This is a genomic window from Synechococcus sp. MU1642 (genome assembly GCF_020514115.1).
Lineage (GTDB): Bacteria > Cyanobacteriota > Cyanobacteriia > PCC-6307 > Cyanobiaceae > Parasynechococcus.
This window is the reverse complement of the sequence record NZ_VTKZ01000002.1, coordinates 61,211-77,139: the sequence shown is the minus strand read 5'-3', so window position 1 is coordinate 77,139 and position 15,929 is coordinate 61,211. Positions and strand designations below refer to the sequence as shown.

Annotated in this window: 23 protein-coding genes; 8 read left to right on the top strand and 15 right to left on the bottom strand. The window is 56.5% G+C overall.

Annotated elements, in window-relative coordinates; all coding sequences use genetic code 11:
• Positions 1-75 precede the first annotated feature (75 nt).
• Complete coding sequence (locus tag FZZ85_RS03030) at positions 76-582, bottom strand: hypothetical protein (protein WP_226412122.1); 507 nt, start codon at positions 580-582, stop codon at positions 76-78.
• A gap of 228 nt (positions 583-810) precedes the next feature.
• Here FZZ85_RS03030 and FZZ85_RS03025 point away from each other — a divergent pair, with 228 nt between their 5' ends.
• The 3 genes from FZZ85_RS03025 (at position 811) to FZZ85_RS03015 (ending at position 1,648) form a co-directional block, all read left to right on the top strand.
• Positions 811-1,059 (top strand): hypothetical protein, encoded by a 249-nt coding sequence (locus tag FZZ85_RS03025; RefSeq protein ID WP_226412120.1) that lies wholly within the window; start codon positions 811-813, stop codon positions 1,057-1,059.
• Positions 1,060-1,174: 115 nt separating this feature from the next.
• Positions 1,175-1,369 carry a hypothetical protein gene (locus FZZ85_RS03020; RefSeq protein WP_226412118.1) on the top strand — a complete coding sequence of 65 codons (195 nt, stop codon included), beginning with the start codon at positions 1,175-1,177 and terminating at the stop codon, positions 1,367-1,369.
• A gap of 132 nt (positions 1,370-1,501) precedes the next feature.
• Entirely contained in the window at positions 1,502-1,648 is a 147-nt protein-coding gene (locus FZZ85_RS03015; protein ID WP_226412116.1) for a hypothetical protein, read from the top strand.
• 17 nt (positions 1,649-1,665) lie between these two features.
• Here the strand turns inward: FZZ85_RS03015 and FZZ85_RS03010 are convergent, their stop codons facing one another.
• Positions 1,666-1,965, bottom strand: coding sequence for a hypothetical protein (locus FZZ85_RS03010; RefSeq protein WP_226412114.1), 300 nt, complete (start codon positions 1,963-1,965; stop codon positions 1,666-1,668).
• Between the two features lie 167 nt (positions 1,966-2,132).
• On the opposite strand from FZZ85_RS03010, the gene FZZ85_RS03005 reads away from it, so the two are divergent.
• Both FZZ85_RS03005 and FZZ85_RS03000 read left to right on the top strand, forming a co-directional pair.
• Positions 2,133-2,381: a DUF3104 domain-containing protein gene (locus tag FZZ85_RS03005; protein WP_226412112.1), complete on the top strand. Its 249-nt coding sequence runs from the start codon at positions 2,133-2,135 to the stop codon at positions 2,379-2,381.
• 501 nt (positions 2,382-2,882) lie between these two features.
• Positions 2,883-3,077 carry a hypothetical protein gene (locus tag FZZ85_RS03000; RefSeq protein ID WP_226412110.1) on the top strand — a complete coding sequence of 65 codons (195 nt, stop codon included), beginning with the start codon at positions 2,883-2,885 and terminating at the stop codon, positions 3,075-3,077.
• On the opposite strand, the gene FZZ85_RS02995 is transcribed toward FZZ85_RS03000, so the two are convergent.
• Entirely contained in the window at positions 3,074-3,235 is a 162-nt protein-coding gene (locus FZZ85_RS02995; RefSeq protein WP_226412108.1) for a hypothetical protein, read from the bottom strand. The genes FZZ85_RS03000 and FZZ85_RS02995 overlap by 4 nt on opposite strands.
• A gap of 131 nt (positions 3,236-3,366) precedes the next feature.
• Positions 3,367-4,125: a hypothetical protein gene (locus tag FZZ85_RS02990; protein WP_226412106.1), complete on the bottom strand. Its 759-nt coding sequence runs from the start codon at positions 4,123-4,125 to the stop codon at positions 3,367-3,369.
• A 38-nt stretch (positions 4,126-4,163) separates the two neighbouring features.
• On the opposite strand from FZZ85_RS02990, the gene FZZ85_RS02985 reads away from it, so the two are divergent.
• From FZZ85_RS02985 to FZZ85_RS02975, 3 genes are all read left to right on the top strand, one after another.
• Positions 4,164-4,901 carry a DUF475 domain-containing protein gene (locus FZZ85_RS02985; protein ID WP_226412104.1) on the top strand — a complete coding sequence of 246 codons (738 nt, stop codon included), beginning with the start codon at positions 4,164-4,166 and terminating at the stop codon, positions 4,899-4,901.
• Complete coding sequence (locus FZZ85_RS02980; RefSeq protein ID WP_226412102.1) at positions 4,891-5,235, top strand: DUF6464 family protein; 345 nt, start codon at positions 4,891-4,893, stop codon at positions 5,233-5,235. The genes FZZ85_RS02985 and FZZ85_RS02980 overlap by 11 nt, the downstream gene beginning before the upstream one ends.
• A gap of 92 nt (positions 5,236-5,327) precedes the next feature.
• Complete coding sequence (locus FZZ85_RS02975) at positions 5,328-5,882, top strand: hypothetical protein (RefSeq protein ID WP_370631122.1); 555 nt, start codon at positions 5,328-5,330, stop codon at positions 5,880-5,882.
• A gap of 1 nt (position 5,883) precedes the next feature.
• On the opposite strand, the gene fmt is transcribed toward FZZ85_RS02975, so the two are convergent.
• The 11 genes from fmt to FZZ85_RS02920 form a co-directional block, all read right to left on the bottom strand.
• Positions 5,884-6,900, bottom strand: coding sequence for a methionyl-tRNA formyltransferase (gene fmt, locus FZZ85_RS02970; RefSeq protein ID WP_226412098.1), 1,017 nt, complete (start codon positions 6,898-6,900; stop codon positions 5,884-5,886).
• Positions 6,901-6,902: 2 nt separating this feature from the next.
• A complete protein-coding gene (locus tag FZZ85_RS02965) occupies positions 6,903-8,273 on the bottom strand; it encodes a TldD/PmbA family protein (RefSeq protein WP_226412096.1) in 1,371 nt (456 codons plus the stop codon).
• Positions 8,273-9,739, bottom strand: coding sequence for a TldD/PmbA family protein (locus tag FZZ85_RS02960; protein WP_370631129.1), 1,467 nt, complete (start codon positions 9,737-9,739; stop codon positions 8,273-8,275). The genes FZZ85_RS02965 and FZZ85_RS02960 overlap by 1 nt, the downstream gene beginning before the upstream one ends.
• A complete protein-coding gene (acsF, locus tag FZZ85_RS02955; RefSeq protein WP_226412092.1) occupies positions 9,714-10,784 on the bottom strand; it encodes a magnesium-protoporphyrin IX monomethyl ester (oxidative) cyclase in 1,071 nt (356 codons plus the stop codon). The genes FZZ85_RS02960 and acsF overlap by 26 nt, the downstream gene beginning before the upstream one ends.
• A gap of 66 nt (positions 10,785-10,850) precedes the next feature.
• Complete coding sequence (locus tag FZZ85_RS02950; RefSeq protein ID WP_226412090.1) at positions 10,851-11,288, bottom strand: DUF2996 domain-containing protein; 438 nt, start codon at positions 11,286-11,288, stop codon at positions 10,851-10,853.
• A gap of 45 nt (positions 11,289-11,333) precedes the next feature.
• Complete coding sequence (locus tag FZZ85_RS02945; RefSeq protein WP_226412088.1) at positions 11,334-11,807, bottom strand: hypothetical protein; 474 nt, start codon at positions 11,805-11,807, stop codon at positions 11,334-11,336.
• Positions 11,804-12,412 carry a flavin prenyltransferase UbiX gene (locus FZZ85_RS02940; RefSeq protein ID WP_226412086.1) on the bottom strand — a complete coding sequence of 203 codons (609 nt, stop codon included), beginning with the start codon at positions 12,410-12,412 and terminating at the stop codon, positions 11,804-11,806. The genes FZZ85_RS02945 and FZZ85_RS02940 overlap by 4 nt, the downstream gene beginning before the upstream one ends.
• Positions 12,413-12,415: 3 nt before the next feature.
• Positions 12,416-14,737 (bottom strand): RNB domain-containing ribonuclease, encoded by a 2,322-nt coding sequence (locus FZZ85_RS02935; RefSeq protein ID WP_226412084.1) that lies wholly within the window; start codon positions 14,735-14,737, stop codon positions 12,416-12,418.
• Between the two features lie 100 nt (positions 14,738-14,837).
• Positions 14,838-15,155: a TMEM165/GDT1 family protein gene (locus tag FZZ85_RS02930; protein ID WP_226412082.1), complete on the bottom strand. Its 318-nt coding sequence runs from the start codon at positions 15,153-15,155 to the stop codon at positions 14,838-14,840.
• A 2-nt stretch (positions 15,156-15,157) separates the two neighbouring features.
• Positions 15,158-15,487, bottom strand: a complete 330-nt coding sequence (locus FZZ85_RS02925; protein WP_226412080.1) for a TMEM165/GDT1 family protein — start codon at positions 15,485-15,487, stop codon at positions 15,158-15,160.
• Positions 15,480-15,854 (bottom strand): YkgJ family cysteine cluster protein, encoded by a 375-nt coding sequence (locus tag FZZ85_RS02920; RefSeq protein ID WP_226412078.1) that lies wholly within the window; start codon positions 15,852-15,854, stop codon positions 15,480-15,482. The genes FZZ85_RS02925 and FZZ85_RS02920 overlap by 8 nt, the downstream gene beginning before the upstream one ends.
• Positions 15,855-15,929 lie beyond the last annotated feature (75 nt).

Genomic DNA, 15,929 nt, shown 5'->3' with positions numbered 1-15,929 from the left:
GCAGCCTCAGCGCTTTTGGTCGTTGTGCAACTGATCCGTTCCTGATCTCTGGTGTGTTTGAAACTGAGGGGGATCTCAAGACAACCAGCAGGCATCCACTGAAAAGGTCAGCACGTCATGGGCCTCTCGATGGTCACTGGAAGTGATGGCCACACAGGCCAACTGACCATCGTCAAAACAGGTTTTCGACTTGAGCACAAATTTGGCGGCATCACTATGGGACCAGACCGCTAAACCCTGCTGTTGGGCTTCGTCGGTGTAAATGTCCCAGAGTTCCGCGAAGCGTTCTGCCTCTGGACCCTGCAGAAATTCCTCCCGTGCTTGATCAGCACCAATCTCACGGAAGCGTTCCAGAAAAGACTGCATCAATGGATCGTCGATCACGTTGCTGGTGGCTATTGCACCGGTGATGCCACGTACCGAAGTTCGAACAACCCGGTTCGGTTCGGTTCGGGCGTCAATGATGACGACGGGGCATTGAAGATCCCAAGTGTTCCGATTTCTCAGTTCACGGCCTGCTTCGGATATGTCATCCCGAAGCTCGTTGATCAGCTGCCGTACAACAAGCGTGGATTCTTCCATACCTGAACCTATCGCGAAAGCAACGTGTAACTTTGACAAGTTAAAGATTCAAAACGTTGAGATTTGAAGGCACCTCTTCTGGTAAATCCGATCGTCAAGGCAATATGTACTGGGCTGGGATTACGGAGTGAGACCTTCTCCCTGATCACGCAGCCGTAGACATAGTGATCTTTTTTTATCCCTTCAGTCCCCTTGTTTAGGAATGCTTTTGCTGGTAACGCTGGTCTGATGCTGCTGCTTTTTGGTCAAAGCATGAAAGCGCAAACTGGTGCCTGCCAAAGCTATGAGGCGGCATTCAACCTTGAAGCTCGAATGCGATATGGATTAACCCTTCAACAAGCCAAAGAATGGATTCTCGAAGATGGCTATTCGGATGGCTCCGCGGCCTGCTTTTCATCTATCAAGAATGAAATCAACCCAATGCCCTATGCCTTTCCGCTCGTGAATCAAACTCTGTACAGAAAAGCGCGCCGCTAGAGACCGCCCAAAAGCATGCTTTTTTTGAAAAGCATGCTGTATAATTCAACTAGACGAGTCAAAGTCCATCACATCAGCTATATCATCAAAAACCTCGGATCAAAAGTCTAATCATTTGGCTAAAGCTGCCGAATATTATTCACGGGCCAAGGAACTGATCGAAGTGGATCAAGATTGGCATTCCTGTGGCTCAATGATCCTCAAAGCTCTCTCTGAAGAAAGGAAGTCCGAAAATACCGGCCTTCAGGTCATGAATGTCATCAAGTATCAAAAGCCCAAAAACAGGCTGCAGTTCAACTTCCGCAGTTGAGTTCATCGTTCAACTAGCCCTGAAAGCATGGCAGAAGGGAGCTCGTTATCGCCCCAAAGGAGACATCTCCCCCTTCTCGAAAGAAGCGGGAGAAATGGATAGGTTGCAGAGGGTGTTTGGAAACGCCAATTGATGACTGAACGAATTCTCGACATCCCCGCCGCACTGCGGGAAGCGCAGCTGCAGCGTCTCGCGGCCTCCCTCGCGTCAAAGTCAGTGGTCAAGTACCAGCCTCAAGTCGAGGCACCCAAAGACGAGGACGAACCAGTTCGCGACTGACCGTTAACGGTCGCTCTTCAGCCCTTGATCAGCACGGCATATTGAGGATATCCAGCTCCGGCTGATGTTCTCTGAATAATTGTTGTGGAGGCGCTTGTCTCGATAGTTCTGGGCATTTTGCTCGCCTGGTTCACCACCCGGTTAATCATTTGGTTTTTCAGCCCTGACCGGTATCGGCGAGATCGCAGTTCAGAAGACTGAAATCGAAGCCTGAGCTGCTGCCAACTTTGGCGCATGGGGAAAGCAACCATCAGCTCGCCGCTTTCATTTGCTGCTCCTCCAGCAGCAACAGTTTGAGTGACTGACCTGGTTTTCAACGAACCTCGACAATCTGCAACCAAAAAAGCACGCTTATTTGATTGGGAATGCTTGTGACTGCCCTAGGCAGCCCCGGGCGTGATGCCTGCTGTTCGCAGTCTTCCGATTCATTTCCTGGACCTGCGACCTACTCCTGCACTAATACAGCCGTACCAGCTCTGTGGGTATGTCGGTTGATCATGCAAGCGCCGTTGCAGCGCCCAAGTCGGATCCCGTTTTCCTGCATGTCAAGCCAGGCATGACCGTGATCGTCACTGACACGGAAGGTGCCTGGCGCATGGCTGATGTGATTTGGGTGGATGGCGGTGCCAGAAACCCCAAGGTTCCAACGTTGTTCCAGGTTGCTGATGTCGATACCGGCGTCATCAACTGGGTCAACGCTGACCTTGTGACTCACATCTGCCCAAGGGTCTGAACCGCTGCCATCCTTGGCGCATGAGCAGCAGGCAGCACCCTCCAGGGCCTAACGGCTCCTAAGGAAGGGAGGCTACTGAGGCCGCGAGAAGAACTCTGTCCTTCCCGAGCGATGCGGCATCGGTGAACGCACGTTCGCCGCGTTACATAGGTTCCCTACGAACGCACTAACTCTCTTCACAATTCCGTTGCACAGAACATTGTCTCCAGCGATCGCTCACGCAGGAGACAGGGGTTCTGCCAGCTCTCGGATCGCTCTTCCGAGGCCGTCGCGTGTGAGGGAATTCACCCTGCTCGCGCTTGGCAAATATGGGGCCAAACAGCGGGATCAGCAACAGATCATTTGGTCATTTTTTGATTTCAGAAAATCTCCTGTGAAGACCTGTGACCCTTGTAACCTCCGACACCGACGGAATGTCTCTCATCCGGCCAAATCATTGACTGTGACTGACTTCTCATAAGGACGGGTGATGTGGGTGATCAGCGCTGCCATCCTTGGCGCATGAGAAAGCTCCTGCTCCTGCTGCCAGCCATCTGGCTGCTTTCAGCCTGTTCATCACAACGGGATGAATGCGCCAGGTTGCTGGCGACCTTTGACAACGACATGGCAGAAAAGATCGCCAAGAAAAAGGGGTTCGACGATTACGGCGCCGCCTACACGTATTGCGGTGCCTACTTGCAGGGAGGCGGGAACTAAACATCGATCACCTGTGCACCACCGTCCTCAAGTCTGTCCAGATGCGCTCTGATCGCCTGGAACTGCTTGCGTTGCTCAGCCTCCAGCACGTTGCTGTTGACGATCTTGAACGCCTCTGAGATGGCTGCAATGCGGCTGTAGGGCTCACGTGCACGCAAAACGATGGCCCTGCACGCAAAAACGCACGCAAAAGGCTCTGAAGCAGTTCCGAAAGGGCACTACTGCACGCAAACAACCTTTCCCTAAAACCTGAGAAGCACAGTCAGCAAAGGCTTTTCAGCTAAAGAAATCAGCTCGGCGTTTTCATAGCTTGCTCCTCCAGCAGCATGTTGAACTGCAGCAGCTGTTCATCACTCAGCTGTTGACGAGTGGTGGACCCAAGTTGTTGTTGGAGAAAAGCCCGGGCTTGATCGGAGTTCCAGCCCAGCTGCTTCAACATTGAATCTCCTTGCTGGAGCAGATCACCACGGCGGATAGGAGCTGGCGCGGTTGACGCATCGTCGTTGGCTTGGATCAACTTCAGCTGACGCAGATAGGCCACCAAATCGGCATAGCGCGTCAGCTTGTGCCGGCTGCCAAGACCGAAAGCACGAGTCAAGTACTCCTGCTCCTGCCCCCGAGACCAACCGATACGTCTGATTTCCATATCGATGGCGGTCAGCTCATCACTCCAATCGTCAGGATCCGTGGGGGTTTCGGACGGAGGATTGTCAGAGGCTGTAACGGCGAGCTCCTGTGGGGCCGGAGGGGGCGAAGCGGAAACGGACTCGGGCTCGGCCTGATCAAGCTTTCTTGGCCTTTCGACGTGGACCGCCTTTGCGTCCCCATCATTCGCCTTGGCTTCGAGACGAGCCGAAGTCTGTGTGGGTCGTGCGCGCCCAGTGGCCTCGAGCCTGGTGTTCAGGCGCTGCAAAGCCCTTTCCTCCGCTTCCTCCGCCGTCGCGGATTCACCAAGGGCACTGCCCTGCAGAGAGCCGTCGTGCCATGCCTCAACTCGCACGATGCATCGCAGGGTGTCGACGTGACACAGCTCGGCCCGGATCTGCATCGCAATGGAACAGCGCTTGCACTTTCTAGGCTGCCGCGATGGACATCACTTCGCTCCCCTCACTCTCGGATTTCTTCGAAGGTGCCGATCAATGGAGAGAGGTTGTGTCACTGCTCCCCGTTCTGGTGTTGCTGGAGCTGATCCTCTCCGCCGACAATGCCGTGGCCCTTGCTGCCATCGCCAGAAGCAGCCGCCAACCGGAGAAGGAACGCCTTGCCTTCAACCTGGGCATCGGCATTGCATTGGTCTTGAGGATCGCCTTGATCGTTGTCGCCCAATGGGTGTTGCAAAACGCATGGGTGCAACTTCTGGCTGCCGTCTATCTGGTGTGGCTGGTGGTGGATCACTTCAGCAATCGATCAGGCGATGACGCGGACTCCATCGAAGGCAGTGAATCCAGGGCTCTGTCACGCCCTTTCCTCAACACTGTTCTGCTGTTGGCCTTCACAGATCTGGCCTTTTCCATTGATAGCGTTGCCGCAGCAGTTGCCATCAGTGATCAAATTTTGTTGATCAGTGCAGGTGCCTTCATTGGCATCGTGGCGCTGCGCTTCACGTCCGCTCTGTTCATCCGCTGGCTTGATCTCTACCCACGGCTGGAAACGGCTGGATTTCTCGCTGTTGCCTTTGTGGCGTTGCGCCTGATTGTTCACGTTGTTCTCCCCAGTCTCAATCAACCCGATTGGCTCACCCTGTTGGTGGTGCTGATGCTATTTGGCTGGGGAATGTCGATCCGCAGCAATGATCTCGATCAGGATGAAAGCCATGCTTGTTGAACTTCGTCATATCAGTGGTGACCGTTTGATCCATCGCGTTGATCTGGAAGATCCACCACAACCGGGACGCTGGCTTTTTGTTGAAGAGCAATCCTTTCTTGTGATGCAACGTCGTCACCGTTATGCCCTTCGTAACGGTCGCTATGTGATGGCATCGGTGGCCTTGATGGTGAAACCCCAAGCTCGACCAGCTGATGCAACACACTGGCGACACGGCTGGGTGATCGGTGATCCGAAGTGTCGGTTCAATGCTCGCAGCCCTTTGCTCCGTTGCGCCGTGTGGCCGGAAGGCCCCTGTGAGAGCTGCCGCCATCGTGAACTCGCTAATCCATGAGTGCTAATTGGCTCACTGGGCGTCTCTGCGCTGGCCATGGAGTCGCCTCCGGATCAAGTAAAGAATCTCCGTATCCAGATGGAACGATTCGAATGCAAGTCCCTGTTTTCCAGGGCTTCGGGCTTGACTTATCGGGCTGTCATTACGGCACACTAAACATCGATTTTTCGCCACTCGAGGTTTCTCTCACAAATCCAGATCACTGTTTCGAGAACGTGAATTGGACCGAATTCCACCCCCCTGAAACATTCTCGTTCTGGACTGTGGAGATCAAAGCAAATGAAACTGACGTTGTGAACGGATGGATTTACTACGCCCACCCCGAGACCAAAGAACGTCATTGGCAACCTCCAACAACGTTGGAGTTGCTTGCACCCCACTTAAGGGGGATTGAACCCGGCAGCACCATTCAACTTCGAGATGAAGGCGGACGAATCAAACTCATGGACACGATTCGCCTGCGTGCAAGGTTGCTTGAATTCCTAAAATTCAGAGTGCTCGCATCGCAGCAAACATTTTTTGAGGCTGACACTCTGTTGAAACGACAACAATGGCTTTCAACGATGTTCCCGGAAGCTCTACAACTTTCCGAACAGAATCTTGATCGGGTCTGGACTCAAGCCCGTTCGTTGTACACGGAAACCTGAATCAACCCTCATCGAAGCGATCTCCCGGAGTGGCCTTTAGTTGCTGCAACATAACGGGTGCTGTGCTGCGAGCTTTCCCTTCCAGTTGTGCCTCCCGAATCAGAAGAGGACAACCTGAACTGCTCACCACAAGTCCCAAATCTTCAATCACTGCCAAGATCGTCCCTGGGATATGCCCGCCCGTGGGCCACTGGCCCACGAGGTTGCGTCCTTCGGCGCTTAGTTGATCCTGCAAGCGCTCGATCAACGGCTCTGTGCGTAACACCTTCAAACGTTTACCCTTCCACTGGGTGAATGCTCCGGGATGAAGTCCCATGACCTTGCGATGGATGCTGAGGGCAGGGAATGACCAATCCAATTGGAAATCCTGCTTCTCCAGCATGCGGGCATAAGTCGACTCCTCTGCCTGAACGCGCACGTTCAGCCTTGCCCATCTCTCGTCATCGCTGCCAGGACCAGCCGCTTCAATCAGAGGCATGGCCTGCACCATCAGGTTTGCGGTCAGTGCACTCAGCCTTTTGGCTAACGCGATGGATGACTCCAGCAGCTGAATCGGGATGCGTTGCTCCAGCAGCACAGGCCCGGTGTCGAGGCCTTCTTCCATGGCCATGATTCCCACACCCGTTTCCTGATCACCTTCGAGCAGGGCCCACTGAATGGGACCCGCACCTCGCCAGCGGGGCAATATCGATCCGTGGCCGTTCCAAGAGCCCAGGGGCGGTTGCTGCAACACATCCTTGGGAAGGATCTGTCCGAAGGCGACCACCACTGAAATATCGGCTCCGAGAGCATCAAGCTCAGCCTTGCAATGGTCATCCCGTTTGATCCGCTCAGGGGTAAACACCGGTAGACCCAGCTCTTTGGCCCTCGCCTTCACTGGTGATGGAACCAACTGTTTGCCGCGTCCACGCCGCCGATCCGGCTGGGTCACCACCCCAACAATGGTGTGACCCGCCTCATGCAATGCATCAAGGGTCGGCACGGCATAGACCGGTGTCCCCCAGAACAGAATTTTCAACGTCAGGCTTCGCCGGTGATCGAGAGTCCATCCACCCAAACATGGGGGGAAACCCCACGGTGTGTGACTTCAGAATCAGCTTCCAAATGAGCAATCCCGTTCAGAACGGAGCGGATGTCACCAGCAACCGTTGCCGCTTCAACGGAGACCCGTTCGCCGTTGTTCACCAACCAGCCATCGAAAGGCAAGGAGAAGGAGCCCTGGGTGGCTTTTACACCGGCATGGAGAGCTGACAGATCCTCAATGAGAACGAAGGGGGCTGACTCAGTGCGGTGATCGAGGCTGTTGCCGCTGCTCACCTGCGGGTTGGAACTAACCACGAACCAGTCGGGACCAACTGAAACCTTGGCTCCAAGACCTGCATGGCCGGTAGGTTGAACACCGAACGCCCGCGCCGTGGCTTCCGAGTGGAGGAAGTTCCGCAGGCTTCCGTCCTCAATCAAGGACAGCCGCCGTGTCGGTGTTCCCTCGCCATCAAAGGCAGCCGCACTGATATGGCCAGGATGGAGGCCGTCATCGTGGAGATTGAAGAAGGGAACCGCCACATTGGATCCAATCGAATCCCGTTGGCTCAAGCTCACCCCATCGAGCACCGAACGAGCATTGAACATGCTGCTGAAGGCACCAAGCAAGGAGAGGAAGGCCTCAGGCGTAAAACAAACCCGGTAGCTCCCGGTTTCGATTGGTCGATAGTCCAGATGGCTGACGGTGCGAGCAACCGCTTCGCTAATGCAACCCTGAACATCCAGCTCACTGCTACCAAGACCCATACGAACAGCACCTCCACTGCGGGGCTTGCGACCTGTTTCTTCCGCTCTGGCGTAAAGATAAAGGCTAGCTTGGGTACGCTCCATCTGACGGAGTGCTCCTTCACTGTTGAGATAGAGGCTCTGGGATAAGGATTCAGCCAGTCCGTTGTAGGGGACGGTCTGAATCGCGAAGTGGCGACCCAGCAGGTCCGCTTCCGCATCCCGGAGGGTGTCCAGAAGGGGGAGGATTCCCTGACGTGGTTGCAGCGGTCGATCGAGCTCGGGGAGTGGAGCTGTCGCCAATGGTGAGAACTGAGGAATGTCTTCCGGATTTCCAAAACGGCTGGCCGCATGTGCTCCGACCAGAGCTTGATCTAATCCGCTTTCCGAGAGGTCGGTGGTGCTGGTGATGCCCACCAGTCCATCGTTGTTCCAGACCCGGACGGTGATTGAGCTCCGCTGCGAAGCCTTGAGTTGTTTGGCTTCACCGCGATCCACCTGAACGGAGCAGTCATCGCTGCAGGCTGCACCGAGGTCCCACCGACGAATGCCTTCGCGAGAAGCGAGGGTCTGTAGGCGATCCCTGAGATCTGTGGCGTTGAGGCTGTTGTTGCTGGTCATCATCAACGGCCCCCCACCGTGATCGAATCAACCTTGATATGGGGTTGGCCCACGGTGACGAACACACTCCCGCTCACGGAACCGCAAAACCCGGCAGCCAGTTCGAGATCATTGGCGCACATGGAGATGCGAGGCATCACCTCCTTGGCATCACCGATCAACGTGGCCCCTTTCACCGGTTTGGTGAGCTTGCCGTTCTCAATCAGATAACCCTCTTCAACGGAGAAATTGAACTGACCCGTCGGACCGACGCTTCCACCACCCATGGCCTTGCAATACAGGCCTTGGTCAACGGATTCAATCAACTGCTCGGGGGTGTGCGAGCCCGCATCGATGAAGGTATTGCGCATCCGGCTCGCAGCGGCGAAGGCATGGCTCTGACGACGTCCGCTTCCGGTGCGTTTGTGGCCCGTGCGCAGTTCACCGGCCCGGTCACTTATGAACCGTTGCAGCACACCGTCCTTGATCAGAACAGTGCGCTCCGGTTCCATTCCTTCGTCGTCCATCGAGAGGGAACCGAAGGATCCACCACTCAGTCCTTCATCAATGGCAGTGACAGCTGGGTGAGCGATCAATTCACCCACGCGGTCAGCGAAGGGAGTAGTGCCTCGTTCGATCTGGGTTGTTTCGAGAAGGTGTCCACAGGCCTCATGGAAAATCACGCCACCGAAGCGGTTGGCAAGAACAGCCGGCATCTGTCCGGCATCCACGTAGTCGGCACGCAACATCGTTCCAGCGCTGTTACATACCTCAGCTGCACTGGCCTCGGAATCCCAGTCCCGAAGATCATCCGGACGATCGGAACTGCCATAGCGTCGGCCAATGCTGGACCGGTGATCTCCATCGGCGGCGAGAACGGAAAGTCCGGTCGACTGATGCAGGCGGATGTCGCGGGCGAAGGTGCCATCGGATGCAGCCACAAGCACTTCTTGCCAGTCGCGGGCATAGCTGCCGCGGCGCACCTGAAGGTGCTGACCGAGACGATCAAGATGGGCTGTGCCCTGGAGCAGACATTGGCTGGCCTGGTCCAGGGATGGACAGCGTTCCAGCCAGTCGTCTTTGGTCAGACCGTGGTCGGTCAGCTGCTTCAACCCTTCAAAAGCTGCCGGCGATGAAAGCTGTTGAACCTCGAGCCCCAGCATGGCGAGGGCTTGATCAAGGGCCCGTTGGAGGCCTACTTCGCTGAGGTCGTTGGTGCTTACGAAGCCATCCCGGCCATCACGAAAAACCCTGAGGCCAGCACCCCGGGCGAAGGATGGATTCACACTGGTGATCCGATCCTGTTCAGCGAGCAAACCGATGTGATCGGTGCGCTCAAGGAATACCTCCACCAGGTCGGCTCCTGCAGCACTGCCACGATGTAGCAAGGACTCCATGAGTCCTCGCCATTGGTTCGAAAAGGCGTTGGTCAAGAAATCTCCTCGGTTGGGCTGGGGTCGTTCCTCAGCGCACAGCAGGCTGGAAGCGATCGCTGTCGACCGCAGGCATCAGAAAAAGCTTGGCCATTTCGGCACCATTAAGAATCCAGAACGGCAGCTTCCGCAGCAGCTTCACAGGGGCAATAGCTCCGCTTGCATCGGCCTCTTCTAGGGCGGCATTGTTTGCCACAAGGCGTTCGAGGCGCGTCCAGAACTTGTCGTTGTTCACGTCGAGAACGACAGGGAAAACGCGTGCGGAGGTTTCATTGGTCTTCTCGATCACCATCTTGTCGTAGGTGCGAGCGTCCAATCCGAGAGCCTCGTAGAAGTCCTTGCGAGCCACGTCACGCACATACATGGTGGCGAACACCGCCAGCAGGAAAAAGCGGCACCAGAGTTTGGCGATCGGTCCACGAACCGTGTCCGGCTGGGCCTTCATCAGGGCATCGAAGAAATCGCCATGACGATTTTCGTCCTGACACCAGTTCTCGAAGAAATTGAAGATCGGGAAAATTTTGCTGTTGGGATTCTTTTCGAGATGGCGGTAAATGGCGATGTAACGCCAGTAGCCGATCTTTTCAGACAGGTAGGTGGCGTAAAAGATGAATTTCGGCTTAAAGAAGGTGTAGTCCTTGTTGGCCGTCAGGAAGCCGAGATCCAGCTGCATCCCGAAATCGCCCATCGACTTGTTGAGGAAGCCGGCGTGGCGAGCTTCGTCACGAGCCATGTGGGCGAAACACTCAGCCAGAAGTGGGTTTTTGGCCTTGATCCGGCGGCTCAGCTCCTTGTAAAGCAAGAATCCTGAGAATTCCGACGTGCAGCTTTGCTCAAGGAATTCGATGAACACCTTGCGGGTTTCCGGATCGAGCTTGTCAGCGGCGCCTTCAAACTCTTCGTTACGTACGAAATGGTGACGGTTGTAATCCTTCCTGAACTCTTCACAGATGGCTTCCAGTTCAGCCTCATTAGGCTGAAGATCCATTGCCGCCATCGCCTCGAAATCGGTGGTGTAGAAGCGAGGAGTCAGGATTGTGTCCTTGACGGGATCCTTGATTGCTACAGCGCTGCCTTCGGCCACGGCGGTGGGAGGGACCATCAGTTGCTATTGACGATCCTGCCAATGTAGGCGTGTCGGCCCGACCCCCGAGGCGAAAGAGGGGGGTTAGTTACCTCCCAGCCATTTTTGGCCGTTAAGCCGTTGCAACAGGCGGGACACGAGAAGGGGCAATGACATTCGCTTCTCATCGATCAGAAAGCTCTCCAGCAGCGTTGGCTCACTACCGGCATCAGCAAGGGCAATCACCTTTGTGCTGTTGATGTCGGCTTTGGAGAAGCAGACCCAGAAGCGACGCCCCCCAGGCAATTCGCCAATCACCATCGGACATTCACCACCGACTACGGGACGCTGCCCATCCACGCGCTCAAGCCGATCAGCTGTGATGTCGTGTTCAGCCAGCTGTTTGGCGACGGCCGGCAGAAACAGCGTCTCGATGAATTCAGGGAAGGGCTTGTCTTCCGGTTTGGGCGGCTTGGCTTTCGGCGCCGCTTTGACGGGGGCGTCTTGTCCTGAAGACTGCTTCTCGACTGGGTTTTCGCTCACCGATCAAGCATTGCTGGCGCAACTGTAAGCAGCTTGGTGCGTTGCTTACCAGTCCGACTCAGGATCATCTCCCCAATCACTTAAGTCCTTCATGGGAGAGGCCACGGCTGAAGCTTCTGGCTGTTGGGGAGCTGATGAAGGGCGTTGAATCACGCGGTAAGCCACAGAAACCGTTGGAGCCGGTTCTCTCACATCTCGTTTGGGGCTGGGGTCTGCGCTCGATCTTGGAGTCGGTGCGTTGGCCGCATAGCCTCTTTCATCCAACTCCGGCTGAACGGGGGAACGCCTTTGACGACTCAGAGGACGCTCCAGTGGCGATACCAGAAAAGCTGCGATAGCTGTTCCGGCCGCACCACAGACACCAGCCATTGCTGTCCAAGCCCCCACCGGGAGTGGAGGTGTTGTCCACACCAGCAGACGGATTCGGGTGTTGTCCCCGACATTGGTGGCCGACAGAACTAGCAAGGCCAGCAGTGGCGCCAGGCAGGGAATCAGCAGCAGCCGCTGAAACACGCTCATTCCAGGGGGCCGTTCCAGCGGTTCAAAGGTGCGAGGTCATCCTCCAGACCATCGAACAAGCGCACCACCAAAAAGTCCACCATCTCCTGCAACGAATCAGGCCGGGTGTACCAGGCCGGAATGGGAGCGGCAATGGTGGCTCCGGCCTCAGCCAGGCCGGTGAGGTTGCGGAGGTGAATGAGATTGAAAGGCATCTCCCGGGGAGCAATCACCAGAGGACGGCGCTCCTTGAGGTGCACATCCGCACAACGTTCAATCAGATCAGCCGCAATACCGGCATGGATCCGTCCGACGGTTCCCATACTGCAGGGAACGATGACCATCGCCCTGGTTCTGAAGCTTCCACTCGCGATGCAGGCAGCTTGATTATTCCAGCGGTGACAGGTTAGTTCGCCGCTCTCCACCGCAAGCCTGTCTCTCCAGAACTCGCGTTGCTTCAGAGGATCCACAGGGATGGACAGGCCCTGTTCCGCACGGAAGACCTCATGGGCACCATGGCTGAGCACCAGATGCACCGCGCGACCGCGTTGCAATAGAAACTGCAGGGCGCGTTCGGCCAGGGGTTGGGCCGATGCACCTGTGACCGCCAAAACGTAGGGATGCATCACTCAGCGCTCGCTGAGGGCAACGGGCATCGGCTCCGAGGATTCAATCTCGCTGGAGCCATTGGAGCCCTGACTGATGATATCGAGGTCGATCTGGTTTCGCAGAACATCCACATTGATCACGCGCACCTGAACGGCGTCGCCGAGTTGATAGGTCTGACGGTTCTTTCGCCCGACCAAGCGATTCTGGCGTGATCTGTATTCGTACCAGTCATCGTTGAGGGAGCTCACATGAACCAGCCCCTCAACGCGACTCTCACCAACTTCAACGAAGAAGCCATAGCTCTGCACACCACTGATGCGTCCTTCCACCTGTTGGCCGATCAGGGGCTGAGCAGAACGGGCCTGGATCATCGACAGAAGATCCTTTTCCAGTTCCAACACTCGACGCCGAAGGGTGTTGAGCCGTTGCACGGTGCGCTCGTTCACCAATCCGTTCAGTTTCTCGTCCTTTGATGCCGTGAATAGAGGCCATGTGAGATCAGCACCTGCACCCTTGAGACCAAGCGTCAGGCGTGTCTTGTGACGAACGGTTGGACGATCCTTGGCATCGGTCAGCAGCGCAACGATCACCTGTTGATTCACCAGGTGGACGTAGTGCTGGGTGGCACAAGTCCATGGGGTAAGTGAAGTGTTGGGGCTGGTCGAAGCAGCTTCTTCCCCATCGGATTCCGCAGCCGCCGGGGTGGCTTCTTTTGATGCCACAAAGCTGAGCGGTGGCAGGGCATTACTGAGCTGCTGTTCAAGCACCCGACATTGACTGCTGTCTTTGAACACCTGAACCAGTTCCGAAGCAGATGGGCAGCCTTCGTCATCCAGCTCAAGGGGTAGATCCAGGGCAATGGCTGTCTTCGCCACATCGGTCAGCATGCCGCCATCAGGTTCATCCGCCTCGATGGTGATCCCAGGCAATTGCAGATCGAGTCGTTGTGCGGTCCATGCACGGTCAGCAGCCCTCAACAAAGGCTGAAGGAAAGCATTGGGGTCAACCGGGTTGAACGCATCAACCCAGCGATGCCGCAAACCGGATGGATCTGCGCTGCGCAGGTCACCAAGGGCATCCAGCTGCGGAGGGCAGAGATTGAGTTGCACAACCCCGCTGATGCGCTCTTGCTCCAACAGCAGAGTGCAGCAGAACCGCAGGGTCTCCAACTGGCCGAGCTGGTCTTTGATCGGCTTGAGCGCCGCAGGAATACTGCGCGCCTTGGGTTTGCGTTCCGCAAGGGCGATCAACTGCTCGGCGCAGATGTCGGCGACGGGCCTCACCGAGCTCAGCATGAACTCCCAATTGCTCACCTCACCGTTAGCTGAGATATCGAGCTGAACGCTGATGGCGTCAGCCACGGAGCCGGCGGAGAAGCTGGTGGCCTTGTTGAGGGCGGGAGTAAGCAGGGGTTGCCAGACTTGACCGAGGCAAAGCGCTTCGCCGCGATCGCGCAGGCAGGCATCAAGGCTGTTGCCCAACCCGATCCGCTCCCCCACGCTGGGCACATGGACCCAGAGGCGACAACCACCGCCAATGGGCTCAACATGCACGGCAGGCATACCCGGCGCATCCTCCTGGGTCCATCCTTTTAGAAGCAGCGAGGGTTGCGAGGTGAAATCGACCCGGCCCTTGGCCGCAGGGTTTTTGCCGGAGCTTCGAGTTGCCGCCGGACGGTCCTGAAGCCCAGCCTTGGTCAGCAGCAGGTCTCGATCTGCTGCGGGTCCACCGTTGAGCGGGAGAGATCGCACAACGTGACCAGACGCAGCATGTTGAGCCAGGGGATAGCGATCGATGCGCACCTCGACAACGCTCGAGACTTCATCGCTTGGGAGATGCTTCGAATCCTCTTCTGGTAACTCAATGCCAGCGAGCACCCTGTCATCCAAGGGGGCAGCAAGCAGCTGCTCGCTCTGCTGCTCCACCTGAGCTAGGAGCGATTGAGTGGCCCTTTCAAGGATGCACTGCACGCCACCTTCTGGTGAGCGGCGGCGGCCGCCCTCCCTCGTTACACGTACCAGCACACGATCGCCATTCCAGGCGTGGTTGAGCTGATGGTCGCGAATATAGATATCTTCGCCGCCGTCATCGCGAATGGCGAAGCAGAAGCCTTTGCTGCTGCAACGCAGGCGGGCATCAATCAGGTCACTCTCTTGGGGTCGTGTAAGACCACCCTCACTCGTCTGCTCGATTACACCGATCTTGACTAATGATGAGACAGCAAGCTCGAGCGATTCTTTATCAGTCTTGTTGCTGAGCTTGAAGATCTTGGCCAATTGGTCTGGCTCGGAGGGATGCTCTGTCGAGAGCTGATCCAGCAGATCGGCAACCGTAAATTTCATCGTGGCGTGCGCAGAAACCGACCATCAGGGTCGGGAGAGACGGAAGGGGCGGCCAACGTTGTTCAGCAGGCCGTGCGGAGTCAGCCCTTCAAAGCCCACTCTAGGACTCAGGAGTTTGATCCCCGTCCTCGGCGGGTTCCGTCTCACGGAACAGAGGAACCAACAAACGGCCACCGATTACAAGGAAACCCAGCGAGGCCAACAGTTGAAGTAAGTCGCTCGGAATCACCGTGGCAACGGATCCACCTGCAAAGGCCCCGAGCAAACTGGCCAAAACCAACGCGCATGACGAGCCCAGAAACACGGCTAGCGGGCGATTGGACGTGCCACTGATGGCCACGGTGGCGAGTTGGGTCTTGTCACCGAGTTCGGCCAGGAATACGGTCAAGAAGGTGGAAATCAGAAGTGGAAAATCCATCGTCAGCTCGCGGCATTAAGCCAAAGGGAACGGGCTGCCTGGAGACCCAGCCAGATGCCAAGCGCCACCATCAGCACTCCAGCCATCAGTTCAAGACGTTCAGGCGGAAGGGTTTTGGCCAACCATTGACCCACGAGAACGCCCACAAGGCTGGAGGCAATCAACGCCAGCGCAGCACCGATGAACACCAGAACCGGTGAGCCGGACTGGGCGGAGAGCAACAGCGTTGCCAACTGTGTTTTGTCGCCAAGCTCAGCAATAAAAACCGTGGTGAAGGTGCTGAACAGAACGGCAGCAAAGCTGCGCGACTCATGGCTGGTTTGCTCACTCATCGACAGAACCTCCCGCGGTCTGAGCGCGCTTGAACCTACGCATCACGCCACTACGACCGCCATAGGTGCTGCGGATTTGCTGGTGGCAACAAGCGATGGCGAAGTTGTCGAATTGATCATCGGGAACGTCAAATAGACAGCCCAGGCCACTGACACGACAGAAGTCAGGACGTTCCTCATAAATCGTGCAGCGCTGACTCCCGGTGTCGTAGTGAATGCACCATCCGTCGGGTCCGACCATGGCCAGATAGGTGCGTTGTTGTTCTTCGCTCAAGGCCGCCAGGGCATCAGCCCTTTCTTCTGGAGCGAGCCGGCAACAGGCTCCGCAGTGTTTGATGCAGGTCCATTGCGGCTTCTCCCGACTCATGACTGAAGCTGTGACAAGCCATCACAGAGATCAGGACCAATCCGTCGCTCTCGGGACAGAGCCCCGTAGCCTGGT